Raw genomic sequence first — 26,973 nt, 5'->3', positions numbered from 1 at the left:
CATCATTTTCATGGCATTTTGTGCATTTATTCATTGCGTATATAAAATATACTCCAATAAATATAGAAATACGCTACTTTAGCTATTTGCTCTTGGCCGGCGCAGATTGCCAGAAATTGTAAAAATTAAACCAGTTGTATGGCGCGCGCCGGCAGTATTTCTCCAGCAATTCGGCATACCGCGCCAGCGCCCGCTGCATCTCGATCTGGCGCTGGCCGCGCGCAGTGCAGGAAAAGTCGGCGAGTCGCTCAAAGTGTATCTGGTAGCGGTTTCCCCCCAGGTACAGGCCGACCATGAAAAACACCGGCCGGCGCAGAATCGCCGCCATCCGGAATGGCCCCAGCGCCAGGTTTGCGCTGCCGCCCAGCAGCGTCACCGGCTGCATCACGTCGTCGCCCAGCGTGCGGTCGGCCAGCATCCCGATGGCCTTGCCCTGCTGCAGGCAAGCATTGACTTTCAGCATCGAATCCACTTTGCCCAGCGCGATCACCTCCTGCTGCGCGGCCGGATTGATGGCGGCCAGCATCCGGTTGATCTTGCGCGCATTTTCTTCGTACATGACCATCGCGACCTGCAGCCCGGCATGCCGCTCACCCAGCGCGCGAATGACTTCGAAGCTGCCGATGTGGGCACCCAACAGGAACAGGCCCTGCCCATCCGCATCCGCCAGCGCTTGCTGGATCAGCGCTTCGCCCTCGACCTCGATCTGGAACAGGTCGAAGCGCTGATTGAGCAGATAAATCCGGTCATGCACGGTAGAGGCAAAGCAGAAAAAATGCCGGTAGATATCGCTCCAGCGCACCGGGCGCTGCAGGATGCGGCCCAGATAATCGCGCGAAGCGGCTCGGCTGGCCGGGGCAAACAGCAGGAAATAGCCGGCAACCAGGCGCAGCACCACGCGCCCGGCAGGCCGGCCCAGCCGCAGCGAAATCCAGGACATGGCGCGCAGCAGCAGCAGATTGCTGCGCTCCGGCGCATGTTGCCAGTCGGCCGGATTGTGCGGTGGCGGCTGCATGCGCCTAGCTCGCTTCAGCCGGCACGCGAATCGAGCCGGTCGCGACTGTACGCTGCGCGCTCAGGATGTCGAACCGAATTGCGCCGCTGTCCAGCGTTGCATAGCGCACCGACGCCGGCTCGCCCGGGCGCACCGGGCTGAGGAACTTGACCGCGTTGATTTGACAGGCAGACAGGTCGGCCCCGACCCCCTCGCCGATCGCCTGCAGCGCCAGATCGAGCAACAGCGCGCCCGGGACGATCGGCGCGCCGGGGAAATGTCCTGCGAACACCGGATGGTCGGCCGCCAGCGTCAGTTGCAGCTGGCCGGCCGGCCCGGATTGGGCAAGCGCCAGCAATGTCAACCCTTCGCGCGGCAACTTTCCGGTCGCATTGCGCGGCAATGCGTCGACGAAAATCAACGGGCGCGGCAGGAACACCGCATCCACCCGCGCCCGCAGCGCCGTCATCAGCGTCGCCGGCGTGCATGCAGGAGCGACGACAAAGGCGGTCAGCCGCGTCACGCCATCGGGCGCGACCTGGTCCGGCATAAAAAAAGCGCCATCGACGACGCCGGCAATCGCATTCAATTGCAGATTCAAATACGTCAGCGAGCTGCGCTTGCCGGCAATGTTGACCAGGTCGGCAGTACGCCCGTGCAGCAGGAAATGACGTTCATCTATTGGCTCAATCACATCCTGCAGCGGCGTCGCGGATTCGAGATGCGCGCCGCAAGCCCAGCTGACGCCGTCTTGCTGGGTCAGGCGGACGCCGTCGAGCAATTGCCACTGCTGGGTCCGGGTCGGATTGCGGGCGGCGATCTGGCCGGTTTCGGTGCTGCCGTAAATTTCCAGCAACGGCGCCTGGCACGCGGCTTCCAGCTGCTCCGCCAAGGCCAATGACAAGGGCGCGGTGGCCGACAGGATCAGGTCGAGCGCCGGCACCTGCAATCCTGCCTGCATCAATGCGCGCAAATGCACCGGGGTCGATACCAACATGCGCGGCCGCGGCGCGCAAGCGATCGTATGACAAATATCGGCCGGATAGAATGCGTCTCCGGCAGCCAGCGCATTTGCGCTTTGCATCACCATCAGCACCGTCGATTCGAAGCCGAACATGTGCTGCGACGGCACGGTGCCGATCACCGTGTGCTGGCGGCCATCGCTCAAGCCGCACAGGCGCGCTCCCGACTGCGCGTTGCGCACCAGCGCGCCCCAGGTTTTCAGGTGCGCACTCGGCGCTCCGGTCGAGCCCGAGGTAAACACATAGGCGACCGCTTGCCCGCTATCGACCTCAGGCACCGCGAAGTCTTGCTCATGCGCCTCCGGCAGCGCAGCCAGCGCGGGAAATTGCAACTGCGGCAGCGCGATCGCGCAGTCCTTGCCATCGGTCAGGCAAAATGCATCCGGCGCAAAGCGCTGCAACTGACGCATCATTTCCGGCGTTTGCGCCGGCGGCAGCAAGCTTATTTTTTTACTCAGCAGCGCCGCAGCCAGGCCAACGGTGAACCGGTAACGATCATTACAGGCGTTCAGCATGTGGCTGCCGGCAGGCAATTTCTCACGCAACTGCGCGACGTCGAATAGAAATTGCGCGGCGCTCACCGCGCAGCCGTCGCGCCATGCGATCACGCTATCGGCATTCTTATGGGTGATCAGTGGCAAGATTGACATGATGTTGTTTTGGGTTTCGGCGCGCAGTAATGATTGGCGTGACTAATGTAACTAACGGGAAGGCACTTTCCAGACGACTTTGAGGGTGTCGAGAATGCGCCCGTGCCGGATATCCGGCAGCAGGACTTTCCTTGCGCCAAACTCCAGCACGAACATCAGACCAATCAGCGGCGCGGTAAAAAAGTTGGCAAATACCGACCATGTCGACTGCGCTACTGTCACGAAAAGCAGCGTCGAAGCAGCCGCCATTAAGGCAAAGAAAATCGCCCAGGCCTTGGTAACTTGCCTGGTGTAACGCGCAAGTGGCGGCGTCAGCGGGCCATCGATCATTCTTGCAAAATAGGAACACATCGGTTCCCGACCGGGACTCAGGGTGCGCGCAAAGCCCAGGCAGAGCAGCAGTTGGGAGCCGGCATGCTCAAGCCAGTAAATCCGGGCGAAATGCTGGGTCAGCATGTTCCATCCGGCAAACAGTGCCGCGCAACCGATGCAGAACAGCAGCAGTGCGGCGATCCGATGCTGCGCTTGCCAGGCCATCGCCAGCAGCGCCAGCACAATCGGCGCCAGCGCCAATACGGTGCCCAGCGCTTCAGTTCCATTGCGGCTATTCGTATAGTGCGCAAGACACGCATACGCTACGCCCAGCGCGACGATTGCGATCCCGCGCGCTGGCCCGGCCGCCTTGGACATCAGGCCGGTTTCTGCGCGCTGATGTATTGCGTCAAGCTGCGCAGTGAAGTGAAAATGCGGTGATTGTCATCGTTGTTGGCGCGCAACTGGATTCCATAACGCTTGGAAATCAACAGTGCGACCTCGAGTATATCGATCGAATCCAGTCCCAAACCATCGCCATACAGCGGCTCGTCCGGATTGATTGCGGCGGCGCTCAGGTCCAGATTCAAACCCTGAATGATGAGTTCGGCGATCTCATTCTGCAGGCCGATATCGTATCTCGCTATGCTTTCAGGCTTCATTTTTCTTTACCGGTAAATCCAACGGCTCGCTATCGCTTACAGCGTGGCCGGATATTATAGCGCTCAATCTGTCATTGTTTTTTTGCCATGCCACGGAGCCCGCCGGCCTTTGATTTTTACCGCTCCGCATCCGCTCATCCGCTATTCGGATTGAAATTCTTGCCCAGCGAGGCCGGCATGTTGAGCTTGATCCAGTTTGCGTTGCGCGAAATCAGCACCAGCACCACGATGGTGGCCAGATACGGCAGCATCGACAGCAATTGCGAGGGGATTGCCACGCCTTGGGCCTGAATGTAAAAACTCAGGATAGTGACGCCGCCAAACAGGTAAGCGCCGATCAGCACCCGCGCCGGACGCCAGGTGGCGAATGTAGTCAGCGCCAGCGCGATCCAGCCGCGCCCCGCCGTCATGCCTTCGACCCATTGCGGCGTATACACCAGCGACAAAAAAGCGCCGGCCAGACCGCAACAAGCGCCGCCGAACAGCAACGCCGCGAGCCGGATGCGGCGCACGTTGTAGCCCAGCGCATGGGCAGAAGACGGCGATTCGCCGACCGCGCGCAGCACCAATCCGGCGCGGCTGCGGTACAAGAACCAGGCGATGGCGGCGCACAGCAGCAGCGACAGATACACCATCGGATGCTGGCGAAACAGCGCACGGCCCAGGAACGGGATGTTTTCCAGGTAGGGAATGCCGGAAGCGACGTTGTGCAGGCTGCTGCCGACATACGCAATGCCGATATACGCCGACGCGCCGCCGCCGAACAGCGTCAGCGCCAGCCCGGTGGCGTACTGATTGGTGCCGAGCCAGACCGTCAGCCAGGCGAAGAATCCCGCCAGCAGCATGCCGGCGGCAGCGCCGGCGACAAAGCCCAGCGCCGGACTGCCGCTATCGACCGCAACCGCGAAACCGATGATCGCGGCCACCAGCATCATGCCTTCCGCGCCGAGGTTGACGACTCCGGCCTTCTCGTTGATCAGCAGGCCGAGCGCAGCCAGCATCAGCGGCGTGCCGGCGTTGATGCTGGAGGCGATCAGAGATGCAATAGAGGCTAAAGATGCGTCCATTATTTGCTCCAGCGGATTTTGTAATTGATCAGCACATCACAGGCCAGCAGCGAAAACAGCAAAATGCCCTGAAACACGCCGGTGATCGCATTCGGCATGCCCAGACGCGACTGCGACAGTTCGCCGCCAATATAAAACAGCGCCATGATGAAGCTGGAAAAAATCACGCCAATCGGATGCAGTCGCCCAACGAACGCGACGATGATGGCGGCAAAACCATAACCGGGCGATACCGATGGCGTGATTTGCCCGATCGGCCCCAGCACTTCACACACGCCCGCCAGACCGGCCAGCGCGCCGCAGATCAGCATCGAAGTCCACAACGATTTGCGCGATGAAAATCCCGCATAGCGCGCCGCCATCGGCGCCGCGCCGCCAACCTGGATACCGTAACCGGCGATGCTCTTGCTCAGAAACAGCCAGCCGGCCAGCGCCGCCAGCACGGCCAGCACGATCCCCAGATGCAGGCGCGTGCCTTGCAGCACGATCGGCAGCAGGAAGTCTTCGGAAAATAGCTTCGATTGCGGGAAATTGAAACCCTCCGGGTCCTTCAGCGCGCCATGCACCAGAAAACTCAGCAGCAATTGGCCCACGTACACCAGCATCAGCGACACCAGAATTTCATTGGCGTTGAAGCGGTCGCGCAGGAAAGCCGTAATCGCCGCCCACGCCATGCCGCCCAGCATGCCGGCCAGCAGCACGGTGGCAATCATGGCCGCGCCGCCGCTGGCACCGCTGCCGTCATCGAAGTACAGCGCGACCGCGCCGCCGGCCGCAGCGCCGACCACCAATTGGCCTTCAGCGCCGATATTGAAGACATTGGCGCGAAAGCAAATCGCCAGCCCGACCGCGATCAGCAATAACGGTGCGACCTTGATGCCGACTTCGGACCAGCCGCGCAGATCCGTGAGCGGCTCCAGGAAAAAGATCGACAAGCCGGCGAGCGGACTCTTGCCCAGCGCGGCGAACAAAATCGCGCCGCACAACACCGTCAGCAGCAGCGCCAGCAACGGCGACAGCCATGACATCAGGGTGGAGGGATTGGCGCGCGCTTCCAGCCGCAGTTGAAACTTAGCCATGCGCCGCCTCCTGCCGCTGATCCCACAGACCGCTCATCCACTGGCCGATCAGGGCCACCGTCGCGTCGGAAGTGGCAATCGATGGCGACATCCTGCCCTTGGCCAGCACCACCAGCCGGTCGGAAATTTCAAACAATTCGTCCAGCTCCTCGGAAATCACCAGCAACGCGCAACCGGCGTCGCGCAAGGCCACCAGTTCGGCGCGGATTTGCGCCGCCGCGCCGACATCGACGCCCCAGGTCGGTTGCGCCACGATCAGCACTTTGGGGCCGCGCATGACTTCGCGCCCGACGATGTATTTTTGCAAATTACCGCCCGACAGGCTGCGCGCCGCCGCCTGCGGACCGGCGGCCTTGACCTTGAAGCGGGCGATCACGTCGGCGGCGCGCTGCACCAGCACGCTGTTGCGGATCAGGCCGAAGCGAATCGTCAGCGGCGTTTGCAGCGTCAGCAGCACGTTGTCGGCCAGCGACATGTCAGGCACCGCGCCGCGCCCGAGCCGTTCTTCCGGCACAAAGCCCAGCCCGCCCCGACGCCGCAAACCCGGCGGCAGATTGCCGGCCGGTTTGCCCTGCAACACAATCGCCTCCGGCTTTGCGCGCCGATCTTCGCCCGACAGCGCCGCCAGCAATTCCTGCTGACCGTTGCCGGAAATGCCCGCCACACCCACTATTTCGCCGGCGCGCACCGCAAAACTGATGTCGGACAGCGGGGTGGCGAACGGATGGTTTTTTGCCAGCGACAGTTGCCTGACTTCCAGCATAGTCGCGCCTGGCGTGCGCATTTGCCGCTCAATGGTGGGCGGTTCGGCCCCGATCATCAGGCGCGACAGGCTGGCCGCGGTTTCCGTGCGCGGATCACAGACGCCGGTATTTTTGCCGCCGCGCAGCACGCTGCAGGTGTGGCACAGCGCCCGGATTTCATCGAGCTTGTGGCTGATGTACAAAATGCTGCAGCCTTCGGAAGCCAGTTGGCGCAAGGTCTCGAACAGCTTTTCGACCGCCTGCGGCGTCAGCACTGAAGTCGGCTCGTCCAGGATCAGCAATTGCGGCTTGGCCAGCAGCGCCCGCACGATTTCGACCCGCTGGCATTCGCCCACCGACAGCGTATGCACATGGCGTTGCGGCTCCAGCTCCAGCCCGTATTGCGCGGCAGTGCTGGAAATGCGCTGCGCCAGCGCATCCAGTTTGGTGTCATTGGGCAAACCGAGCGCGATGTTTTCCGCCACGGTGAGCGTATCGAACAGTGAAAAATGCTGGAACACCATCGCAATCCCGAGCGTGCGCGCCTGGGCCGGATTGGCGATCTGGACCTCGACGCCGTTCCACAGCACGCGTCCGGCATCCGGCTTGACCGCGCCGTAAATGATCTTCATCAAAGTCGATTTGCCGGCGCCGTTTTCGCCCAGAACCGCATGAATTTCGCCCGGTTTGACGATCAAATCGATGCCATCGTTAGCCACCACCGACGGGTAGCGCTTGGTGATTTGATGCAACTCAAGGCGATTGGTCATCGATTGGTCATGGTTTGGATGGGTTGGGAGGAATATTTTGTTGCGCAAACTTACAGCAACCTTGCGTAAGTCCGCTATTTTATTCCAGATGCCTAATATTAAGATGCGGATATAACCGTATTGCGTACAGGTGCTAATCTTGAACAACAGTTGTTACGGATTGTTCGCGCAAGATACGAACCCGCATCGGGGTTCCGCGCGATTCTTGAAAAACAGGGAGTATCACATTTTTTACGGCATTTACCGCATACATTTATTGCAGAAATAAAATATACTCACAGTAATATAGCAAAAATCAATTGAACCAGTCAAACACCAGTGGAACCGCCATGTCCGAAGCTATCCGTTTTTACCATCGCGGCGCAATCCGGAGCGTGCGGGATGTCGCGCCGACCCGGACCATTCTGCAATATCTGCGCGAAGACCTGCATTGCACCGGCACCAAGGAAGGCTGCGCCGAGGGCGATTGCGGCGCATGCACGGTGGTCGTCGGCGCACTGCAGGACGGCAAACTCACGCTGAAAGCGGTCAATGCCTGCATCCAGTTGATGCCGACGCTGGATGGCCGTGCATTGTTCACGGTGGAAGACTTGAAGCAGGCCGACGGCAGCCTGCATCCGGTGCAGCGGGCGATGGTGGACTGCCACGGTTCGCAATGCGGCTTTTGCACGCCGGGTTTTGTGATGTCGCTGTGGAGTTTGTACCTGCGGCACGAAGGCCAAACGGCTGCGCTGTCACGGCGCGAAATCGACACCGCGCTGTCCGGCAACCTGTGCCGCTGCACCGGCTACCGGCCCATCATCGCCGCCGCCCGGCACATGGGCCAATTGCCGCCGGTGCATTTTGACAGCGCCGCACTGGCGCAAACGCTGCAAACCCTGCAACGCGACGACACGTTTGACTACAGCAACAGTGGCCAAACCTTCATCGCACCGCGCACGCTGGCGCAATTGATTGCCGCCCGTGCAGCATTTCCGGGCGCGCACATTCTGGCCGGCGCTACCGATATCGGGCTGTGGGTCACCAAGCAATTGCGCGACTTGCACGCGCTGATTTACATCGGGCACATCGCCGAATTGCAAACGGTGACCGAACAAGAGGGCCAGTTGATCATCGGTGCCGGCGTCACGCTCAACGACGCTTACGCGGCGCTGTGCCGGCATTATCCAAACGAGTTGTCCGAGCTGTGGCAGCGCTTCGCCTCGGAACCGATTCGCAATGTCGGCACGCTGGGCGGCAACGTCGCCAACGGTTCGCCGATTGGCGATTCGATGCCTTTTCTGATTGCGCTCGGTGCAGAAATCGTGCTGTGCGGCGGCAATGGACAGCGCAGCCTGCCGCTGGAAGATTTTTACCTCGGTTATCAGAAAAATGCGCTGCAAGCAGGCGAATTCGTCGCAGCGGTGCGGGTGCCGCTGCTGTTGACGAAAGCCCATCGACACTTTCGCACCTACAAACTGGCGAAGCGCTTCGATCAGGATATTTCGGCTGTCTGCGCGGCATTTTCAATCGCACTCGACAACGGGATTATTCAACATCCGCGCATCGCTTTTGGCGGCATGGCGCCGACGCCAAAACGCGCGGCCAAGGCAGAAGCCGCGCTGCAAGGCCGGCGCTGGAATGAAGCCATGCTGCACAGCGCGATGGCGGCAATGGCCGACGATTACGCGCCGCTGTCCGACATGCGCGCCTCCGGCAGCTACCGGATGAAGGCTGCGCAAAACTTGCTGCGCCGCTTCTGGCTGGAAACACGGCCGGATGCACCGCTGCCGCCGCAGGCGGTGAATGTGTTCGCGCCGAAGGAAATCTTATGAACCAGAAAACCGACGTTTTCCTGCCACAGGATAAAACCGAGTGGACCGAAATCGGCCGCCCGCATCCGCACGAATCGGCGCTATTGCACGTGCTGGGCGAAGCCACCTATACCGACGATGCGCGGGAACTGCACGGCACCTTGCATGCGGCGCTGGGCTTGTCGGAACAGGCCCACGCCACCATCCTCTCCATCAATCTGGAAGCGGTCAAAACCGCGCCCGGCGTAGTCGCGGTGCTGACTGCGGCCGATATACCCGGGCTGAACGATTGCGGCCCGATCCTCCACGACGACCCGATTCTGGCCGACGGCCTGGTGCAATATGCGGGTCAGCCGATCTTCGCCGTGATTGCCACCAGCCACGACTTGGCGCGCCGTGCGGTGCGGCTGGCAAAAATCGACTATGCAACATTGCCGGCGATTTTGACGCCGCAAGCGGCCCGCGCCGCGCAATCTTTCGTGCTGCCGACTATGCATTTGCAACGCGGCGATGCGGCCAAGGCGCTGGCGTCTGCGCCGCAGCGCGTCAAGGGCACGCTGGAAGTCGGCGGCCAGGAGCATTTTTATCTGGAAGGGCAAGTCTCCATCGCGATCCCGAAAGAACAGCACGGCATGCTGCTGTTGTGCTCGACCCAGCATCCGAGCGAAATGCTGCATGTAGTCGCCCATGCGCTGGGCCTGCCGGTACACAACATCACGGTCGAATGCCGCCGCATGGGCGGCGGTTTCGGCGGCAAGGAATCGCAATCGGCGTTGTGGGCGACGGTGGCGGCAATCGCAGCATATAAGCTGCAACGCCCGGTCAAACTGCGCGCCGACCGCGATGACGACATGCTGGTCAGCGGCAAGCGCCACTGCTTTTATTACGAATACGAAGTCGGTTTCGATGCGGCCGGCCGCATCCTCGCGGCCAAAGTGGAGATGGTATTGCGCGCCGGTTATTCGGCCGATTTATCCGGGCCGGTAGCGACCCGCGCGGTGTGCCATTTCGACAATGCGTATTACTTGTCGGAGGTGGAAATCCATGCGCTGTGCGGCAAGACCAACACCCAGTCGAATACCGCCTTCCGCGGTTTCGGCGGCCCGCAAGGCGCAATCGCAATCGAATACGCAATCGACGACATCGCCCGCACGCTGGGCATGGATGCGCTGGACGTGCGCAAGATTAATTTTTACGGCGTCGATGATGCCGAAAACCGCGACATCACCCCCTACGGCCAGAAAGTGGTCGATAACGTGATTCATACATTGGTGGCCGAACTGGAAGCCAGCAGCGATTATTGCGAGCGTCGCGCCGCCACCCGCAGCTTCAACGCCGCCAGCCCGGTGCTGAAAAAAGGCATCGCACTGACGCCGGTCAAGTTTGGCATCGCGTTCAATCTGACCCATCTGAATCAGGCCGGCGCGCTGGTGCATGTGTATCTGGACGGTTCGGTGCTGGTCAACCACGGCGGCACCGAAATGGGCCAGGGCGTCAACACCAAGGTGGCGCAAGTGGTCGCGCAGGAGTTGGGCATCGGTCTGGCCCGGGTGCGTTGCACGGCAACCGACACCAGCAAAGTCGCCAACACCTCGGCCACCGCCGCCTCCACCGGCGCCGACCTGAACGGCAAGGCGGCGCAAGATGCGGCAGGCCAGATTCGCAAGCGGCTGGCGGCATTCGCGGCGCAACAATATGGCGGCGCTGTGGCTGAGGTGCGCTTCGCCGACGATATTGTCACTAGCAACGGCCACAGCGTCCCGTTTGCCGCACTGGTGCAAAAAGCCTATCTGGCGCGCATCCAGCTATGGTCGGACGGCTTCTATGCGACGCCCGGCCTGCACTGGGACCCGGTCACCATGCGCGGCAATCCGTTTTCCTATTTCTGCTATGGCGCGGCGGTGTCCGAAGTGGTGGTCGATACCTTGACCGGCGAGTGGAAATTGCTGCGCGCCGATCTGCTGTATGACGTCGGTAATTCGCTCAACCCGGCCATCGACCTCGGCCAGGTCGAAGGCGGTTTCATCCAGGGCATGGGCTGGCTCACCACCGAACAATTGTGGTGGAATAAAGAGGGCAAGCTGATGACGCATGCGCCATCGACTTACAAGATCCCGGCCATCTCGGACTGCCCCGAAGACTTCCGCGTCAAGCTGTTCAAAAATCGCAATGTGGCAGACAGCATCCACCGCTCCAAAGCCGCCGGCGAACCGCCGCTGCTGCTGCCGTTCTCGGTCTTTTTCGCGATCCGCGACGCGATTGCCAGCGTGGCGGATTACCGCATCAACCCGCCGCTGAACGCACCGGCCACCAGCGAGGAAATTCTGAAGGCAGTTGAAGCGGTTGCAGCAGTCGCAGCCGCTGCGCCTTTGCCCCCTCTTCCGCATGCGGGAGAGAGCGGTCATCCAGCATGACGCCCATGAACTGGCTGCAAGCCCTCACCACCCTCGATTTGCACCAAACTCCCGCGGTACTGATCACCGTGGCGCAAACGGAAGGCTCGTGCCCGCGCGAAGCCGGCGCCAAAATGCTGGTCACAGCCGAAACCCAATGCGACACCATCGGCGGCGGCCATCTGGAACTGCACGCTTGCGGCATCGCGCGCGACATGCTGCGCCTGCCTGCCGATACGCTAATCGCAGAACGTAGATTGGAACGATTTGCGCTCGGCCCCAGCCTCGGCCAATGCTGCGGCGGCGTCGTGCATCTGGCGTTCGAGCGCATCAGCGCGAACACCAGATGGCGGATTTTGTCCGAAAGGTTGCAACAGGGTCAGGACAGTTGGCGCTTGCTGGCGCTCGATGCTGTCACGCCGGTCACGCTGCTCGATGCGGATTCTGTAAGGCTGCAGGGCGCTGCGCCCGGTTTCCAGCCGACGCTGGACGCCAGCCCCACCAATCGGATTCAACGCGACGCCGCCAGCAAGCGCTGGCTGGTCGATGCCTGCCTGCCAGTGCGAGCGCATCTTGTGCTGTTCGGCGCCGGTCATGTCGGCGCGGCGCTGGTGCGCGCGCTGGCCGAACTGCCGTGCCGCGTAAGCTGGATCGATCAGCGCGACGATTTGTTCCCAGCCGCGCTGCCCGCCAACGCGCAGATCGAAGCGACCGACACGCCCGAAGCGGCAATCGACGCCGCAGCGCCCAACAGCTGCTTTCTGGTGATGACGCATCAACACGCGCTGGACCAACGCCTGAGCGAACACATCCTGCGCCGCATCGCGCAGCGCAATGACGTGCAATGGTTCGGCCTGATCGGCTCCCGCACCAAATGCGCCCAATTCAGCCATCGGCTGCAGCAACGCGGCATCACGCCCGAAACCCTGGCGCGCATGGTGTGCCCGATTGGCCTGCCTGGCATCAGCGGCAAACAGCCGGCAGTGATCGCCGCCTCGGTCGCTGCGCAATTGCTGGGCGTGTGGGATGTCGAACTAAAAAAGACCATAGAAGCGGATCGAATCATAAATAACGATCGACCCGTAGGTGCGAATTTATTCGCACACACCAAGGTAAGCCATGTCCTATGACGATCTAAGAAAAGGCCGTTTCAACGAGCATGGAAGAGCCTATTTCATAACCGCCGTACTAGCGGAACGAGAAAAATGTTATTTCAAAAATTTTGCCTGCGCGCGTTTTGCGATGGCGGAAATGCGCACACTGCACGACAGCGGCGCGGTCAATTCCCTGGCTTGGGTCATCATGCCGGATCATGTGCATTGGCTGTTTCAGTTGGGAGAAAATTTTTCCCTGCCGTCGGTCGTAAAACGCTTCAAAGCGCGTTCCGCACACCGCGTGAATGGTTATTTGAATCGCCAGGGCGCTTTGTGGCAGAAAGCATTTTATGACCACGCGGTGCGCAAAGAAGAGGATGTCCGGCACATCGCCCGCTACATCGTCGCCAATCCGCTGCGCGCCGGACTGGTAAAGAATATCGGCGATTATCCCCATTGGGATGCCATGTGGTTGTAGCTGCGAATTTATTCGTGTTGGAAAATGCGAATAAATTCGCACCTACGGAAAATAGATGACTCGCAGTTCGGGGCTTTTTCTACGCATCGCTCCGGCATGGCAAATCCCCGCTGGAGCGCCGCGCCGTTGTAGGTGCGAATTTATTCGCAGCAGTGAAAAATGCGAATGAATTCGCACCTACAGAAAAACAGCCGATTGTTTATCAGAAATAGGATGAAGGAATAATTCATGGCAATCGCCACTGCAAATGAATCCAAGCTGCAAGCCTACCGCGCCAGCATTCTGCATTTCACCGCCGACCCGGCTTTTGAAGCCGATTCATATCAATGGCATGCAGACGGTCTGCTGCTGGTTGCGGATGGGCGCATCACCGCTGCCGGCGACTATGCCGCGCTGCATCCCGGCCTGATGCCGGATACGGTTGTGGTCGACTATCGCGGCAAGCTGATTGTGCCGGGCTTCATCGACACCCATCTGCATTATCCGCAGGCCGACATCATCGCGTCCCCCGCGCCCGGCTTGCTGCCGTGGCTGGAGCGCTACACCTTTCCGGCCGAGCGGCAGTTTTCCGACCCAGTGCATGCGGGGGAAGTGGCGACCTTCTTCATCGACGAGCTGCTGCGTTGCGGCACCACCACCGCGATGGTGTATTGCAGCGTGCATCCGGAATCGGCCGAGGCATTTTTTACCGAAAGCGAAAAGCGCAATTTGCGCATGGTGGCCGGCAAGGTGCTGATGGACCGCAACTGTCCGGAATTTCTGCGCGACAGCGCCGAGAGCGGCGCGCGCGACACCGAAGCGCTGATCAAGAAATGGCATAAGCGCGGCCGCCAGCTGGTTGCGATCACGCCGCGTTTCGCGCCGACTTCCACCGATGCGCAGTTGCAACTGGCCGGCGAGCTGGCGCGCGCTTATCCCGACACGTATGTGCAAACCCACGTCGCCGAAAACCTCGATGAAGTGGCCTGGGTGAAGCAGCTGTTCCCCGGCGCGCGCAGCTATCTGGACGTCTATGATCGCGTCGGCCTGCTGCGCCCGCGCGCGATGTTCGGGCACTGCATCTGGCTCGATGACGCCGATTTCAGGCGCATGGCCGAAACCCAATCCGCGATTGCGGTGTGCGCCACCTCCAACCTGTTCCTCGGCAGCGGCTTGTTCGATTTCGCCGGCGCCGATGCGGCGCAGGTGCCGCTGTCGCTGGCAACTGACGTCGGCGGCGGCACGTCGTTCTCGATGCTGCAGACCATGAACGAATCCTTCAAGGTGGCGCGCATGGGCGGCACCAGCTTGTCGGCGCTGCGCATGTTTTACCTGGCCACTCTGGGCGCTGCGCGCAGCATGCAGCTGGAAGGCACCATCGGCAACTTCGCAGCGGGCGCCGAAGCCGACTTCATCGTGCTCGACCCGCAGGCGACAAAGCTGCTGGCGCGCCGCACAGCACGCACTGAAAGCCTGGAAGAGTTGATGTTCGCGCTTGCCTTGCTGGGCGACGACCGCAGCGTTTTTGCTACCTATGCGGCGGGGAGCAAGCTACATCAGCGCTAGGTTTTGGAGCGCAAGCAGGACCTGGAAATAATCGCATACTGATTATTGTATTTTTGTATTCTGCAATGCATATATGCGGATAAATGCCATTTTTATTACATACTCCCTATTTTTATAAACAGGCTCGGCCGCAAATCCCAACCTGTGAAGTTCACCGCAAGCGCAGCGCCAACCGGACCCGACTCAGTGCTGGAACAGCATCATTACGGCGGTTCCCGCCAGAACCGCGCAGAACAGGATTCTTAGTCGCTTCGGTGAAAATTTGTGGGCGAGGGCAACGCCCCACGAGACGCTGAGGATGCCGCCCACGGCAAGCGGGATTCCTGTAATCCAGCTGACATGATCGGCCTGGGCGTAGGTAAACAGCGCTACCAGCGCCCCGGGCAAGACTAACGCCATTGACATTCCCTGCGCTTGTATCTGCGTCATTCCGAAAAAGGTGACGAACGCCGGCACGGCGATGAGGCCGCCGCCTATCGTAAACAGCCCGGACATGCCGCCGCTGAGGACGCCGACGATCGGGATAAACTTGGCAGGAACGGACGCCTTGGACACCGCTGCGCTGGCTCCCGCGCGCAGCATCCACATGAAATAACCGGCCAGCACAAGCAGGAACACCGCGAAGGCGAAGTGAAGCCGTTGGGCGTCGAGCAAGGATGCGTATCGCGCGGAAAAATAGGTGGCCGGGATGGTCACAATTCCCAGCCATGCGGCGCGCCGCAAGTCAATGTTGTTGCGCTGGCGGTAGCGCAGAAACCCGATCAGCACATTGGGCGTAATCATGACCAGGGCCGTGCCTTGCGCCAGATGCTGATCCATCCCGTACAAAAAACCCAACACTGGAATCGCAATCAGGCCGCCGCCGATGCCCAGCAAGCCTCCGACCGCGCCCAGCATGACGCCCAGAATCAGATTTAAAAAGCCGGTAATAAAAAGTGGGTCAATCATGGGTTAATCATGTGTTGAATTAAAAATAAGCCTGCGGCCGTATCCGATACGGCCGCTGCGCTTTAGTCAGCAATGAACGGCTGCGACCAGTGCCGATCGCTTCCCGTGCGTTGCCGCCTATTGGAGAGTACAGCAAGATCAGTCAGATATTTTTATCGAGCGCGTCCCGATGGCCGGCGCAGCGCCCGGCGAGGCCCGCGTTACATGCCCTTACACTTCATTAAATTCGTTTAAATTCAATAACATATAGGCATATTCAGAATAATTTCGGCCACCTGCGGGGGCTGCTGCCGAACTAGTGGCGCGCTGCACCATCGAACCTCTTGCATCCAAGATGCGTTTTTTCACTTCAGGAATTTTTATGACTTTCAAAAGAACCATCGGCCCGTTGGCTTTTGTACTGGCTGCATCCGTGTCCTCCCTGGCGCTGGCGCAAAGCTTGGGCTTGGGTGTCGCCGCCAATACGCAGGTTGGCATTGCGCCATCCGGTTTCAATCCGAACGCCAGCATCAATAACCGCAGCGGAACCACCATCGGCGCCGGGCTGGATAATACGGCGGCCGCCGCGCAGGCGAATGCGCACGACGCCCCGCTCAAAACCGCCAGAATCAAGCAGAGCGGAGCCGCAAAAACTTCGGCCAAGGCAAAAGTTGAGGTGAACGCCAGCGCCAAACTCCCGGCACCGAACCCACACTGAGTGAAAGGCGTCACAGCATGAAGTTAATCTATTTACACGGCCACGGCGCGAGCAGCGATTCATTCAATTTCATCCGATCGGAAATCACCGGGCACGATGAAATCTGCTTGGAATATGACAGCAAAAACGGCTTTTCCGCCAATCTTGCGGCGATGCTCGAACAGCTTAAAGACGAAACCGATATTTTCTTCGTCGCGCATAGCCTGGGCGGGCTGTATGCGCTGCACCTGGCCGACAAGCTGGGCGATCAGGTGATCGGCGCGGTCACCATGGCGACTCCGTATGGAGGCTCCGAGGCTGCGCTTACGCTCAATTTCTTTTCCCCGCAGCAGATTTATAAAGACATTCACCCGGTAGCCAGGCCGGTCACGCAAGGGCGCGGCATCGACTTGCAGGTCCCCCAGCATTGGACCGCAATCGTCACCACCAAGGGGCACAGTCACCTGATGGCGTCAGCCAACGATGGGGTGGTAACCATCGACAGCATGCACAACCGGCGGGACGTGAAGTTCATCGAGGTGGAATCAAACCATCATGAAGTGACGCAATCGCACCACGCGGTTGACATCATCAAAGCAGCTCTCAGAGAAGTAGAAGAATTGCAAGTCGCAGCATGAAAACCCTGCAATGCACCGGACCGGAAAGAGCTGGACCCGGTATCGCGTAGCAGGCGCAGCACAGCCGGACCCGGCCGGCAAAAACATCACGCACGACTCCTCCATTGGCCACACCAAAGGCTGCGCCTGACGTCGGCCCGGCTTCGGCTTGTCGCACCAACCCACTCCTGAGCAACAAAATCGAACCCGGCTGGTACGGCGGTAGCGTGACCCTCTGTGCATAAAATGGTGCGATGCGGAACACCGGAATTTTCCCCGGATTGGCGGCGGAATGCGCCAATCCGCCAGATTCTTGACGCAAAGCAAATCGCAACGCACCATTCCCCTCGCAACTCTGTTGCCCGGAGTAAAGTTGAGTCCCACGCTGTTGTCTTACAAATTTTGCACCGGGGCTGTTCAAAATCGCGCTGCACGCCACCAAGGGCTTATGCCAAACACGCCGCAAACATTCAAGTGCCATCGCTCCTGGCTACCGCATATCGCCGCATGGCTGGTGGTCGCCTTGCTGATCGTCGCCGCCTGGCTGCACGTCTGTTCCCTGATCGCGGCGGACCGGGCCAGAACCATCGCAGATACCGAGCACGATCTCGCCAACCTGACCAGGGTGACCCAGGAACATGCGGCGCGCACCTTCCGCAGCGCCGACCAGACGCTGCGTTTCGTGATGGAGCGCTATAACGCAATCGGCGCCAAGCTGGATCTGAGAATGCTGACGCGACAGGGCGTGATCGATACCGACATCTTCAATCAGGTCGGCATCATCGATGCGCATGGAATGCTTCAATTGAGCAACCTTCCGGTCAAGGATCCGATGGGCGCGTCGGACCGGGAGCATTTCAAGGTCCATCAAACGGCAGACACGGCCGAGTTATTCATCTCCAAACCGGTTCTCGGACGCGTCTCGGGCAAGTGGTCGATCCAGCTTTCGCGCCGCATCAGCCGCAAGGATGGCACTTTTGGCGGGGTGGCGGTGGTGTCACTCGACCCAGGCTATTTCACCCGCTTCTACAGCGACCTCGATCTGGGCCGCGGTGGGGTGGCGGCACTGTTCGGCCTGGATGGCGTGATTCGCGCCAGAAGAGCCGGCGGCCAAGAAAATTTTGGCATTAACGCCCCGACGGCGGTGGTGTTGTCGCGCATCGGCCAGGGCCAAAAGAGCGGCGCGTTTACTGCTCGCGCGGTAGTGGACGGCATCGATCGCACTTTTTTCTTCAGACTGGTGGCGCCCTATCACATCGCGGTAACGGCCGGAATCGCAACCACGGACATGCTTTCCACCCACCGGCAGACCCGAACCACGCTGTTGTTGCAGGCGTGCCTGGCCAGTCTGCTGATGCTGACTTTAGGCATTGTCTTCTCGCTCCATCACAGGCGGATACAGCGCAACATCCTGCAGCGCAAACGGGCCGAACAGCAGATGCGGGTCGCCGCTGCCGCCTTCGAATCGCAGGAAGGCATGTTCGTCACCGATGCCCATCAAGTGATCCAGCGCGTCAACCATGCGTTCACCGAGATCACCGGCTACAGCACTGACGATGCGGTGGGCCAGACGCCCAAGCTGCTCAGTTCGGGGCGGCATGATGCGTCTTTTTATGCGGCGCTGCGGGAAAGCATCGCGCGTGGCGGGTCCTGGCAAGGTGAAATCTGGAACCGCCGCAAGAACGGCGAGGTGTATCCGCAATGGCTCACCATCACGGCGGTAAAAAATTCCGTGGACGAGGTCAGCCACTACGTCAGCACCCTGACCGATATCACCAAGCGCAAGGAGGCGGAGAACGAGATCCGGCATCTGGCTTTCTTTGATCCGCTGACCCGGCTACCCAACCGGCGCTTGCTGCTGGACCGGCTGCGTCAGGCGCTGGTGGCCAGCGAGCGCAGCGGGCATGAGGGTGCGTTGCTGTTCATCGACCTCGACAATTTCAAGACGGTCAACGATACCTTGGGCCACGACAAGGGCGACCTGCTGCTGCAACAGGTGGCGCAACGGCTCTGCAACTGCGTGCGCGAGGGCGACACCGTGGCGCGCCTGGGCGGCGACGAGTTCGTGGTGATGCTGGAAGACTTAAGCGCGCTGCCACATGCCGCCGCGACCCAGGCCAAAGCCGTCGGTGAAAAAATCCTTGCCGCGCTAAATCAGGTTTATCTGCTGGCCGACCATGTCTATCACAGCAGCTCCAGCATCGGAGTCAGCCTGTTCAATCATCATTCGGGCGGCGTGGATGCGCTGTTGCAGCGGGCCGATCTGGCCATGTACGAGGCCAAAGCGGCCGGCCGCAATACCCTGCGCTTCTTTGACCCGGACATGCAGGCCGTGGTCACGGCGCGCGCCGCCCTGGAGGCCGACCTGCGCCAGGCGCTGCAGGACACGCAATTCGCGCTGTATTACCAGCCGCAAGTGGATGCGGATGGACGCCTGGCGGGTGCCGAAGCCTTGCTGCGCTGGCAGCACCCGCAGCGCGGCCTGGTTTTGCCGGGCGAATTCATTCCTCTGGCCGAAGAGTCGGGTCTGATCCTGCCAATGGGCCAGTGGGTGCTGGAAACTGCCTGCGCCCAACTCAGCAGCTGGGCTAGCCAGGCCGAAATGGCGCACCTGACGCTGGCGGTCAATGTCAGCGCGCGCCAGTTGTATCAGCCGGATTTTGTGATGCAGGTGCTGGCCGTGCTGGACCGTACCGGCGCCAATCCTAAACAGCTGAAGCTGGAACTGACCGAGAGCCTGCTGCTGAAAGACGTGGAAGGCACCATCGTCAAGATGCTGCTGCTGAAAGCGCGCGGGATTCTTTTCGCGCTGGACGATTTTGGCACCGGTTATTCCTCCCTGTCGTACCTGAAGCGCCTGCCGCTGGACCAGCTGAAGATCGACCGCTCCTTTGTGTGCGATGTGTTAGGCGACACCGACGACGCCATCATCGTCAGCACCATTGCGGCGCTGGCACACGGCCTGGGTCTGGAAGTCATTGCGGAAGGGGTGGAGACCGAAGCCCAGCGCCAATTCCTGGCCGAGCGCGGTTGCACGGCCTATCAGGGCAACCTGTGCAGCCGGCCGCTGGCGCTGGTGGAGTTCGAACAATTGTTGCGCCAGGGAACGCCCGCATGACCGCGCCGGATTCGGTTCGCCCGTTATTCCCTTGCCTGACGACGGCGGAGAGCCGGAAGCTGCCCGCAATCATCAGATATTCTGCGCAAAACTGCATATACTCCCATGTAATATTATAAAAAACAGTACTTCCCGCATGGAATCATTGCGTAAAAAAATAATACATAAGCAGGTATGTCGTTGTTGCTGAATTTCGCTTGCTGTCTTGCGGGAAATAATGCGCGTGGCGCGGCTGCCTGTCCGCGCGGCCCCAACCGTCTCAGAAAGGAATTGACCGATGGCACATCCCAAGACAAGGACCGCGGCGCATTCCGGCCAGGCCGGGCTGAAAGCGGCGCAGCCGAAACTACCCGGCCAGGTGGTGCTGGTGATGCAAGGCGGCGGCGCGCTGGGGGCTTTTCAGGCCGGCGTGTATGAAGCCATGCACGAAGCGGGCATCGAACCGGACTGGGTGGTGGGAACCTCGATCGGCGCCATCAACGGCGCCATCATCGCCGGCAATGCGCCGCAGCACCGGGTGGCCCGCCTGAAGGAATTCTGGGATCTGGTCGCCAGCGGCGCGTCGTCTTCCACGCACTGGAACGCCTTCGGCATCGACCAACTGCTGCACAACCTGGGCACGGTTGCGCAAGGAATTCCCGGCTTCTTCAGGCCGAATCCGCGCGCATGGTTCAGCGCCGAAACACCGCTGGGCGTGGCCGAAGCCAGCTTTTACAGCACCGCGCCGCTGCGCCGCACGCTCGGCGAATTGGTCGATTTCGACTGCATCGCCAAGGGTGCAGGTGCGGGTGCAGGTGCGATGCGGCTGACGCTGGGCGCGGTGAATGTGCATTCCGGCCAGATGCGCTACTTCGACAGCCGCGATGAAGCGATCGGCATCGATCATGTGATGGCTTCGGGGGCGCTGCCGCCCGCGTTCCCCGCCGTCATGATCGACGGCGAACCGTACTGGGATGGCGGCATCTATTCCAATACCCCGATCGAAGTCGTGATGGACGACAATCCGCGCCGCGACTCCGTGATCTTCGCCACCCGCCTGTGGCAGCAGGAAAACGCAGTCCCCGACACCATTGAGCAGGTGCTCAGTCGCGAGAAGGAAATCCTGTATTCCAGCCGGGCCGAGAGCCACACCGCGCGTCAGCAACAGCTGCACCATCTGCGCCATGTGGTGCGCGAACTCGGCCGCCTGTTGCCGGAAAACGTACGCGCCACGCCGCAGGCCCGGGAACTGCTCGGCTGGGGCTGCGGCACCGTGATGCACGTGCTGCCGTTGCGCACGCCGACGCTGGAAGGGGAAAATCACACCAAGGATATCGACTTTACGCCGGCCGGCATCGCAGCCCGCTGGACGGCGGGGCGCGACCTCGCGCGCATCCGGATCGCCCAAGCGCCATGGAATGAAGCCATCGACCCGGCCGTGGGCATCGTGGTGCACGACTGACAGCCGGACCGATTAGTCAACCGGCCGATGGTCGCCGGTCGAGCACCACCATCGCGATGCCGCCCAGAATCGCCGCCGAGGCCAGCATCAGCAGCCAGGTAATCGGCTCCTGCAGGAACAGCAAGCCGGCCAGCGCCGCGATGACGGGCACGCTCAATTGCAGCGCGGCTGCGCGGGTCGCCGTCAATCCGCGCAAGGCCGCGTACCAGAGCGCATAACCGAGGCCCGAAGCAATCGCGCCGGACAGCACTGCATACAGTATTCCCCATCGATCCAGTTGCTGTTGCGCCAGCAGCGCGGCACTCAGCAGCACGGACAAGGGCGCGGCGCGCAAGAAATTGCCGGCGGTCGCGCCGGCCGGATCGGCCACACCTCGCCCGCGCAGCGAATAGATGCCCCAGGCGACGCCGGCCGCCAGCATCAGCAATGCGGCTCCCAGCGGCGGCGCCGACAAACCCGGCGACATGACGGCGGCCAGTCCGGCAAAGGCCAGCAGCAAGCCGCCCGCCTGGCGCGCATTGAGCCGCTCTCCGGACCACCAGCCTGCCAATATCATGGTCGCCTGCACCGCGCCAAACAGCAACAAGGCTCCGGTGCCGGTTGTCAAACTGGTATAGGCAAACGAAAAACCGCCGGCGTAGGCGAACAACGCGCATGCCGATGGCCAGTTGCCGCCAATGCCGCGATTGCCGCCAGGTTTGCCGGCTGCGCCGCCACGACGAAAATGGACCAGCAAGGTCAGCATCAGCGCCCCGGACAGCAAACGTATCGCAGTGAAGCTGGCGGGATCGATCGATGTCTGTCGAAAAGCGAGACGGCATAGCACCGAATTGCCGGCAAAAGACAGCATGGCGAACAGGGTCAGCAGAAACAAGCGGGGGAATGACATAAACCATCCTGGTAAAGAATAATCGCAGCACCTGAACAGCGCAGTCATGCAACCGTCGGAGCGGATATTGGAGCAAATACGCGTGACGCTTACCCTCTCTCCCGGCCACGCTGTCACACCCGCGCCGCCTCCAGCCATGTTTTTGGCAGCCACCGCAAATCGGCGGGTTCGTCGATGTCGTGCAACAGGGGATGGCTTTGCACGGACCAGCCCAGTTGCCCCAGCCGGCAGAGTGTCTCGAAAGCTACCGCGTCGGTGCTCCACGCAATACCTGCGAACAAGGATGGATGGAACCGGTTCAAGCCAAGCAACGCATAGCCGCCGTCAGCGGTGGGAAACAGCGCGGCATCGGTGCGCCGCAATGCATCAGCGGCTTGCTGCAAATGCGCAACGCTGAGTTGCGGGCAGTCGGTGCCGATCAGCAAGATCGATTCGCCACCCTCCAGCACGCGCTGCGCCGCACGCGCCATTTTTTCTCCTAAATCGCCCTCCCCCTGATCCGACCATTGCACCGCATCCGGCAGCGCGATTTTCCGCCACGCCGGGTCTGTCGCCGATGGCGTCACGCAGAGTTCTACCCGGCCCACATCGGCGGCGATGGCTTTGTGCAGCGTGTGCGCCAACAGGCGTTGCGCCAGATCGGCCGCGCCTTGCGCGCCAAGCACCGGAATCAGGCGGGTCTTGGCGAACCCCGGCATGGGCGCTTTGGCGAAAATCACGATACGCACAGGCTGGAGCGGTTTCATCGCGGGTTTCATCGATATGCCTCGGCCAGTTGGCTGGCCGGGACGCCGCGCCAGTATTGCCAGCGCAGCCGCCACATCAGCAGGATCGTGCGCCAGACGCCGCGCGTCTCCCAGCGCCGGCCCGAAGTGGTCACGCAGCGATGGACGCAGGCCGGACGCGAGAATGTGCGCAAGCGCCTGGATAATTCGATATCTTCCATCAATGGCTGGTCCGGAAAGCCGCCCACCGCATCGAACGCCGCGCGGGTGACGAACATGGCCTGATCGCCGGTGGCGATGCCGGTCAGGCGCGAGCGCAGATTCATCATGCGAGCGACCACGCGCAGCATCAGCGCACGGCCGGCGATGCAGACATCGAAACGGCCCCAGCAAAATTTCCCGCCTGACAGCGCCTGCGCGACCAAGGTCGCGGCTCCATCCGGCAATCGCGTATCGGCATGCAGGAACAACAGCGCATTCCCGTTGGCGCACGCCGCGCCGGCATTCATTTGCCGGGCGCGGCCACGCGGCGAGCGCACCAGCGTGCAGCCGGCGCATTGTGCGATTTGCGCAATATCAGCCGAGCCGTCCTCGCTGCCGCCATCGGCGATGATGACTTCGCAGCCAAGTTTCACCAGCGGCGACAGCCGTTCCAGCAGCACTGGCAGCAGCTGCGCTTCGTTCAGCACCGGCACGATGATGGACAGCTTCATGGCTTATGCTCCCAGCCTCCAGGCGTGATAGCGCGCCAACCAGGCAAATATCCATTGCGGCGCATGCGCGCGCTTCCATTCGCCGGCGACGTATTTGTTGGCTTCGGCCAGCGTCGGATAGGTGTGAATCGTGCCCAGTATCTTGTTGAGGCCGAGTCCATGCTTCATCGCCAGCACGAATTCAGCCAGCAGGTCCGCCGCGTGCTCGCCGACGATGGTTACGCCCAGAATGCGATCCTTGCCCGGCGCCGTCAGCACTTTGACGAAGCCATACGCGGTGGCATCCGTGATGGCGCGATCCAGCTCGGCCAGATCATATTGCGTGACCTCATAGGCCACATGTTTTTCACGGGCTTCCTGCTCGTTGATCCCGACCCGGGCCACTTCCGGCGCAATGAAAGTGGCCCAGGGAATCACCGAATAATCCACTTTGAATTTCTTGAAATCGCCGAACAGCGCGTTGACCGCCGCATACCAGGCTTGATGCGCGGCGGTATGGGTGAATTGATAAGGGCCGGCCACGTCGCCGGCGGCGAAGATGTTGGGATACAGGGTTTCCAGGTAGTCGTTGGTCAGCACCGTGCGCTGGGTTTCAATTCCCAGTTGTTCCAGGCCATAGCCGGTTAGCCGCGCCACCCGTCCCACTGCACATAACAGCGCGTCGAACTCGATGCGCAGCTCGGTTCCGTTATGCTCGAGGACGATGAACTTGCTCTCGCGTCCATCCACAGATTCACGTTCGCAGCGCAGCGCCTTGTGGCCAGTCAGAACGTCCACGCCGTCGCGCGTGAGCGCATCACGCGCCAGCTCGGAGACTTCCTGGTCTTCGCGCATCATGATGCGCGACGCCATTTCAACTTGCGTGACCTGGGAGCCCAGGCGGGCAAAAGATTGCGCCAACTCGCAGCCAATCGGCCCGCCGCCCAGCACCACCAAGCGGGCCGGCGGCGCATCCAGCTTGGCAAATTCGTCCCACAGCGTGTCGCTGGTGACATAGCCGACATCCTCCAATCCGGGCAGCGGCGGCACGAACGGCTTGGCGCCGGTGGCGATGACGATGCTGCGGGTGGTTAAGGTGGTTAAGCGCTGGCTGCCGCCATTGTTCAGCGTCACTTCCACCGTCCAGGGGTCGACGATGCGGGCGTAGCCTTGCAGCACTTCCACCCCTAATTCGGTGTAGCGTTCTGCGCTGTCGTGCGGTGCGATGGCGCGGATGGTTTCATGCACCCGCGCCATGACCTTGCGGAAACTGAATTCCGGCGTCACCGCTGCCAGTCCGTAGCGCTCGCCGTGGCGCATCTGGTGGGCGATGCGGGCCGACTTGATCAGCGTCTTGCTCGGCACGCAGCCGTAATTCAGGCAATCGCCGCCCATCTTGTGGGATTCGATCAGCGTCACCCTGGCGCGCACGGTGGCGCCGATATATGCGCTGACCAGACCGGCGGCACCGGCGCCAATCACAATCAGATTGCGGTCGAATTTTTTCGGGCGGTGCCACTTGGCATACACGCGCCGGCCTTGCAGCCATCCGGCGAATTTTTTGGCGGCGATCGGGAATATCCCCAGCACCACAAAAGAAAACAGGAGGCCGGGAGACAGGATGCCGGACAGACTCTGCAATTGCGCCAGCTGCGTGCCGGCATTCACGAATACCAGCGTGCCGGCCAGCATCCCGAGCTGGCTGACCCAGTAAAACGTGCGGGTGCGCATCTTTGTGAGCCCCATCAGCAGGTTGATCAGAAAGAATGGAAACACCGGCACCAGACGCAAGGTAAACAGGTACAGCGCGCCGTCCCTGGCAATCCCGTCGTTGATCGTTTTTAGTTTGTCGCCGAAGCGTCGCTGCACCGTGTCGCGCAGCACGAAACGCGCGGCAAGGAACGCCAGTGTCGCGCCGATGCTGGAGGCGAACGACACCAGCAACGTGCCGACCGCCAGGCCGAACAGCGCGCCCATCGCCAGAGTCATGATCAACGCGCCCGGCAAAGACAATGCGGTGACCAGCACATACAACGCGAAGGCAATTGCGGCCAGCGACCACGGCGATTCAGCTTTGAGCGCAGCGAAATAGCCCTGGCTCTGCTTGAGCGACTCCAGCGTCAGGAAGCGATCCAGATCGAACGCAAAGAAGCCGCCGACCATGGCGATAATCAGCAGAACCAGCAGGGTTCGCTTCATGCTGCGCTGCTTTCATCTTTCAGCGCGCCGCCACAACTGCTGCCCTGCCCGGCAGTGCAGCCATAGCAGTGATCGGCGACGCGGATCGGGCGGCCGATCGGATCATCTGTCAGCAAATCGCGCAAATGCGGTCGTCCTTGCCCGGCACCGGCACTGGCACCGGCACCGGGCAACGCCAGTCCCAACTGTTGATTGAAGTCGCAGTCGTACAGAAAGCCTTGCCAATCGACGCTGACCAGGCTGCGGCACATCACGTTGGCGAGGTTGGCCGCGGCGAAGTTTTCCTTCAACAAGCGCATGTAATCGTTGAACTGCCCGTTGGAAATGAGGGTCGAACCAAAGCGCTGAATCGGCATGTTGGCCAGCGTAAACAGCTCGTTGAAGACCACGCCGAAGTGTTCGAACAGTTCGCGCTTGTACGCGGCTTGCAATGGCGCTTGCGCAGGAGGCAGCGCAGCGCCTTGCGGGTTGTAGACCAGATTGAGGGTCAGCCCGGAACCTGCGCGGCCATAGCCGAGCGCATTGAATCGTTGCAGCGCAGCGATGCTCTTGTCGAATACGCCCGCGCCGCGCTGCTGGTCGACGTTGGCGAGCGAATAACAGGGCAGCGAGGCGACCACTTCCACTTGATGCTGCGCCAGAAATTCAGCCAGTCCCTCCTGATCCGGTTCGAACAGGATGGTCAGGTTGCAGCGGTCGATCACCTTGACGCCCAAGGCGCGCGCCGCCTGCACCAGCGGCCCGAAGCCCTGGTGCAATTCAGGCGCGCCGCCGGTCAGGTCGAGCGTGCCAATGCCGCGCGCGGTGAGTATCGAAGGAATCAAGGCCAGGGTTGCGCCATCCATCATCTCGGTGCGGTTGGGCCCGGCATTGACGTGGCAATGCACGCAGGTCTGATTGCAGCGGTAGCCGAGATTGACCTGCAAAGTGGTCAGTTGGTGGCGGCTCAAGTGCGGAAATTCGGTGGCCTGAAGCAATGGCAGTGTGGCGTGCATGACGCTCCTCGATAGTGATGATGATGGCTGCCATTGCATCGCCGATGTTGCGGCTGTTCATTGTGGCGAAA

Annotated in this window: 23 protein-coding genes; 9 read left to right on the top strand and 14 right to left on the bottom strand. The window is 61.2% G+C overall.

Going from position 1 to position 26,973, the window contains the following annotated elements:
- Positions 1–82 precede the first annotated feature (82 nt).
- The 7 genes from FKCLFG_RS00215 to FKCLFG_RS00185 form a co-directional block, all read right to left on the bottom strand.
- Positions 83–1,015, bottom strand: coding sequence for an LpxL/LpxP family acyltransferase (locus FKCLFG_RS00215; RefSeq protein WP_472614248.1), 933 nt, complete (start codon positions 1,013–1,015; stop codon positions 83–85).
- 4 nt (positions 1,016–1,019) lie between these two features.
- On the bottom strand, positions 1,020–2,666 hold the full coding sequence (locus FKCLFG_RS00210; protein ID WP_472614247.1) for an AMP-binding protein: 1,647 nt from the start codon (positions 2,664–2,666) through the stop codon (positions 1,020–1,022).
- Between the two features lie 51 nt (positions 2,667–2,717).
- Positions 2,718–3,356, bottom strand: coding sequence for a COG4648 family protein (locus tag FKCLFG_RS00205; RefSeq protein ID WP_472614246.1), 639 nt, complete (start codon positions 3,354–3,356; stop codon positions 2,718–2,720).
- Positions 3,356–3,640, bottom strand: a complete 285-nt coding sequence (locus tag FKCLFG_RS00200; protein WP_472614245.1) for a phosphopantetheine-binding protein — start codon at positions 3,638–3,640, stop codon at positions 3,356–3,358. The genes FKCLFG_RS00205 and FKCLFG_RS00200 overlap by 1 nt, the downstream gene beginning before the upstream one ends.
- Before the next feature lie 134 nt (positions 3,641–3,774).
- Complete coding sequence (locus FKCLFG_RS00195; protein WP_472614244.1) at positions 3,775–4,707, bottom strand: ABC transporter permease; 933 nt, start codon at positions 4,705–4,707, stop codon at positions 3,775–3,777.
- Complete coding sequence (locus FKCLFG_RS00190; RefSeq protein ID WP_472614243.1) at positions 4,707–5,786, bottom strand: ABC transporter permease; 1,080 nt, start codon at positions 5,784–5,786, stop codon at positions 4,707–4,709. Before FKCLFG_RS00190 ends, FKCLFG_RS00195 begins: the two co-directional genes overlap by 1 nt.
- Complete coding sequence (locus tag FKCLFG_RS00185) at positions 5,779–7,299, bottom strand: ABC transporter ATP-binding protein (protein ID WP_472614242.1); 1,521 nt, start codon at positions 7,297–7,299, stop codon at positions 5,779–5,781. Before FKCLFG_RS00185 ends, FKCLFG_RS00190 begins: the two co-directional genes overlap by 8 nt.
- 329 nt (positions 7,300–7,628) lie before the next feature.
- Here FKCLFG_RS00185 and xdhA point away from each other — a divergent pair, with 329 nt between their 5' ends.
- From xdhA to guaD, 5 genes are all read left to right on the top strand, one after another.
- Positions 7,629–9,113, top strand: a complete 1,485-nt coding sequence (gene xdhA, locus FKCLFG_RS00180) for a xanthine dehydrogenase small subunit (protein ID WP_472614241.1) — start codon at positions 7,629–7,631, stop codon at positions 9,111–9,113.
- On the top strand, positions 9,110–11,506 hold the full coding sequence (gene xdhB, locus FKCLFG_RS00175) for a xanthine dehydrogenase molybdopterin binding subunit (RefSeq protein ID WP_472614240.1): 2,397 nt from the start codon (positions 9,110–9,112) through the stop codon (positions 11,504–11,506). The genes xdhA and xdhB overlap by 4 nt, the downstream gene beginning before the upstream one ends.
- Positions 11,503–12,615, top strand: a complete 1,113-nt coding sequence (gene xdhC, locus FKCLFG_RS00170) for a xanthine dehydrogenase accessory protein XdhC (protein WP_472614239.1) — start codon at positions 11,503–11,505, stop codon at positions 12,613–12,615. The genes xdhB and xdhC overlap by 4 nt, the downstream gene beginning before the upstream one ends.
- Entirely contained in the window at positions 12,605–13,057 is a 453-nt protein-coding gene (locus FKCLFG_RS00165) for an REP-associated tyrosine transposase (RefSeq protein WP_472614238.1), read from the top strand. The genes xdhC and FKCLFG_RS00165 overlap by 11 nt, the downstream gene beginning before the upstream one ends.
- Positions 13,058–13,285: 228 nt before the next feature.
- The gene (guaD, locus tag FKCLFG_RS00160) at positions 13,286–14,602 is read left to right on the top strand and encodes a guanine deaminase (protein WP_472614237.1); all 1,317 of its coding nucleotides are present in this window, start codon (positions 13,286–13,288) and stop codon (positions 14,600–14,602) included.
- A 183-nt stretch (positions 14,603–14,785) separates the two neighbouring features.
- Here the strand turns inward: guaD and FKCLFG_RS00155 are convergent, their stop codons facing one another.
- Entirely contained in the window at positions 14,786–15,550 is a 765-nt protein-coding gene (locus FKCLFG_RS00155) for a sulfite exporter TauE/SafE family protein (protein ID WP_472614236.1), read from the bottom strand.
- A gap of 210 nt (positions 15,551–15,760) precedes the next feature.
- On the bottom strand, positions 15,761–15,898 hold the full coding sequence (locus FKCLFG_RS00150) for a hypothetical protein (protein ID WP_472614235.1): 138 nt from the start codon (positions 15,896–15,898) through the stop codon (positions 15,761–15,763).
- 13 nt (positions 15,899–15,911) lie between these two features.
- On the opposite strand from FKCLFG_RS00150, the gene FKCLFG_RS00145 reads away from it, so the two are divergent.
- The 4 genes from FKCLFG_RS00145 (at position 15,912) to FKCLFG_RS00130 (ending at position 21,402) form a co-directional block, all read left to right on the top strand.
- The gene (locus tag FKCLFG_RS00145; RefSeq protein ID WP_472614234.1) at positions 15,912–16,247 is read left to right on the top strand and encodes a hypothetical protein; all 336 of its coding nucleotides are present in this window, start codon (positions 15,912–15,914) and stop codon (positions 16,245–16,247) included.
- 17 nt (positions 16,248–16,264) lie between these two features.
- Positions 16,265–16,864 (top strand): alpha/beta fold hydrolase, encoded by a 600-nt coding sequence (locus FKCLFG_RS00140; protein ID WP_472614233.1) that lies wholly within the window; start codon positions 16,265–16,267, stop codon positions 16,862–16,864.
- 427 nt (positions 16,865–17,291) lie between these two features.
- Positions 17,292–19,961, top strand: coding sequence for a bifunctional diguanylate cyclase/phosphodiesterase (locus tag FKCLFG_RS00135; RefSeq protein ID WP_472614232.1), 2,670 nt, complete (start codon positions 17,292–17,294; stop codon positions 19,959–19,961).
- Between the two features lie 277 nt (positions 19,962–20,238).
- Positions 20,239–21,402 (top strand): patatin-like phospholipase family protein, encoded by a 1,164-nt coding sequence (locus FKCLFG_RS00130; RefSeq protein WP_472614231.1) that lies wholly within the window; start codon positions 20,239–20,241, stop codon positions 21,400–21,402.
- Positions 21,403–21,418: 16 nt separating this feature from the next.
- Here FKCLFG_RS00130 and FKCLFG_RS00125 read toward each other — a convergent pair whose 3' ends face one another.
- The 5 genes from FKCLFG_RS00125 to arsS form a co-directional block, all read right to left on the bottom strand.
- Positions 21,419–22,291, bottom strand: a complete 873-nt coding sequence (locus FKCLFG_RS00125; RefSeq protein WP_472614230.1) for a DMT family transporter — start codon at positions 22,289–22,291, stop codon at positions 21,419–21,421.
- A gap of 113 nt (positions 22,292–22,404) precedes the next feature.
- Positions 22,405–23,049, bottom strand: coding sequence for a TIGR04282 family arsenosugar biosynthesis glycosyltransferase (locus FKCLFG_RS00120; protein WP_472614229.1), 645 nt, complete (start codon positions 23,047–23,049; stop codon positions 22,405–22,407).
- The gene (locus FKCLFG_RS00115; RefSeq protein WP_472614228.1) at positions 23,046–23,729 is read right to left on the bottom strand and encodes a TIGR04283 family arsenosugar biosynthesis glycosyltransferase; all 684 of its coding nucleotides are present in this window, start codon (positions 23,727–23,729) and stop codon (positions 23,046–23,048) included. Before FKCLFG_RS00115 ends, FKCLFG_RS00120 begins: the two co-directional genes overlap by 4 nt.
- A gap of 3 nt (positions 23,730–23,732) precedes the next feature.
- The gene (locus tag FKCLFG_RS00110) at positions 23,733–25,907 is read right to left on the bottom strand and encodes an FAD-dependent oxidoreductase (protein ID WP_472614227.1); all 2,175 of its coding nucleotides are present in this window, start codon (positions 25,905–25,907) and stop codon (positions 23,733–23,735) included.
- Positions 25,904–26,902 carry an arsenosugar biosynthesis radical SAM (seleno)protein ArsS gene (gene arsS, locus FKCLFG_RS00105; protein ID WP_472614226.1) on the bottom strand — a complete coding sequence of 333 codons (999 nt, stop codon included), beginning with the start codon at positions 26,900–26,902 and terminating at the stop codon, positions 25,904–25,906. Before arsS ends, FKCLFG_RS00110 begins: the two co-directional genes overlap by 4 nt.
- Between the last annotated feature and the right edge of the window lie 71 nt (positions 26,903–26,973).

Source organism: Gelidimonas denitrificans, from assembly GCF_055694065.1.
The sequence above is the reverse complement of the archived record's forward strand: the minus strand, read 5'-3'. Positions and strand labels throughout refer to the sequence as shown.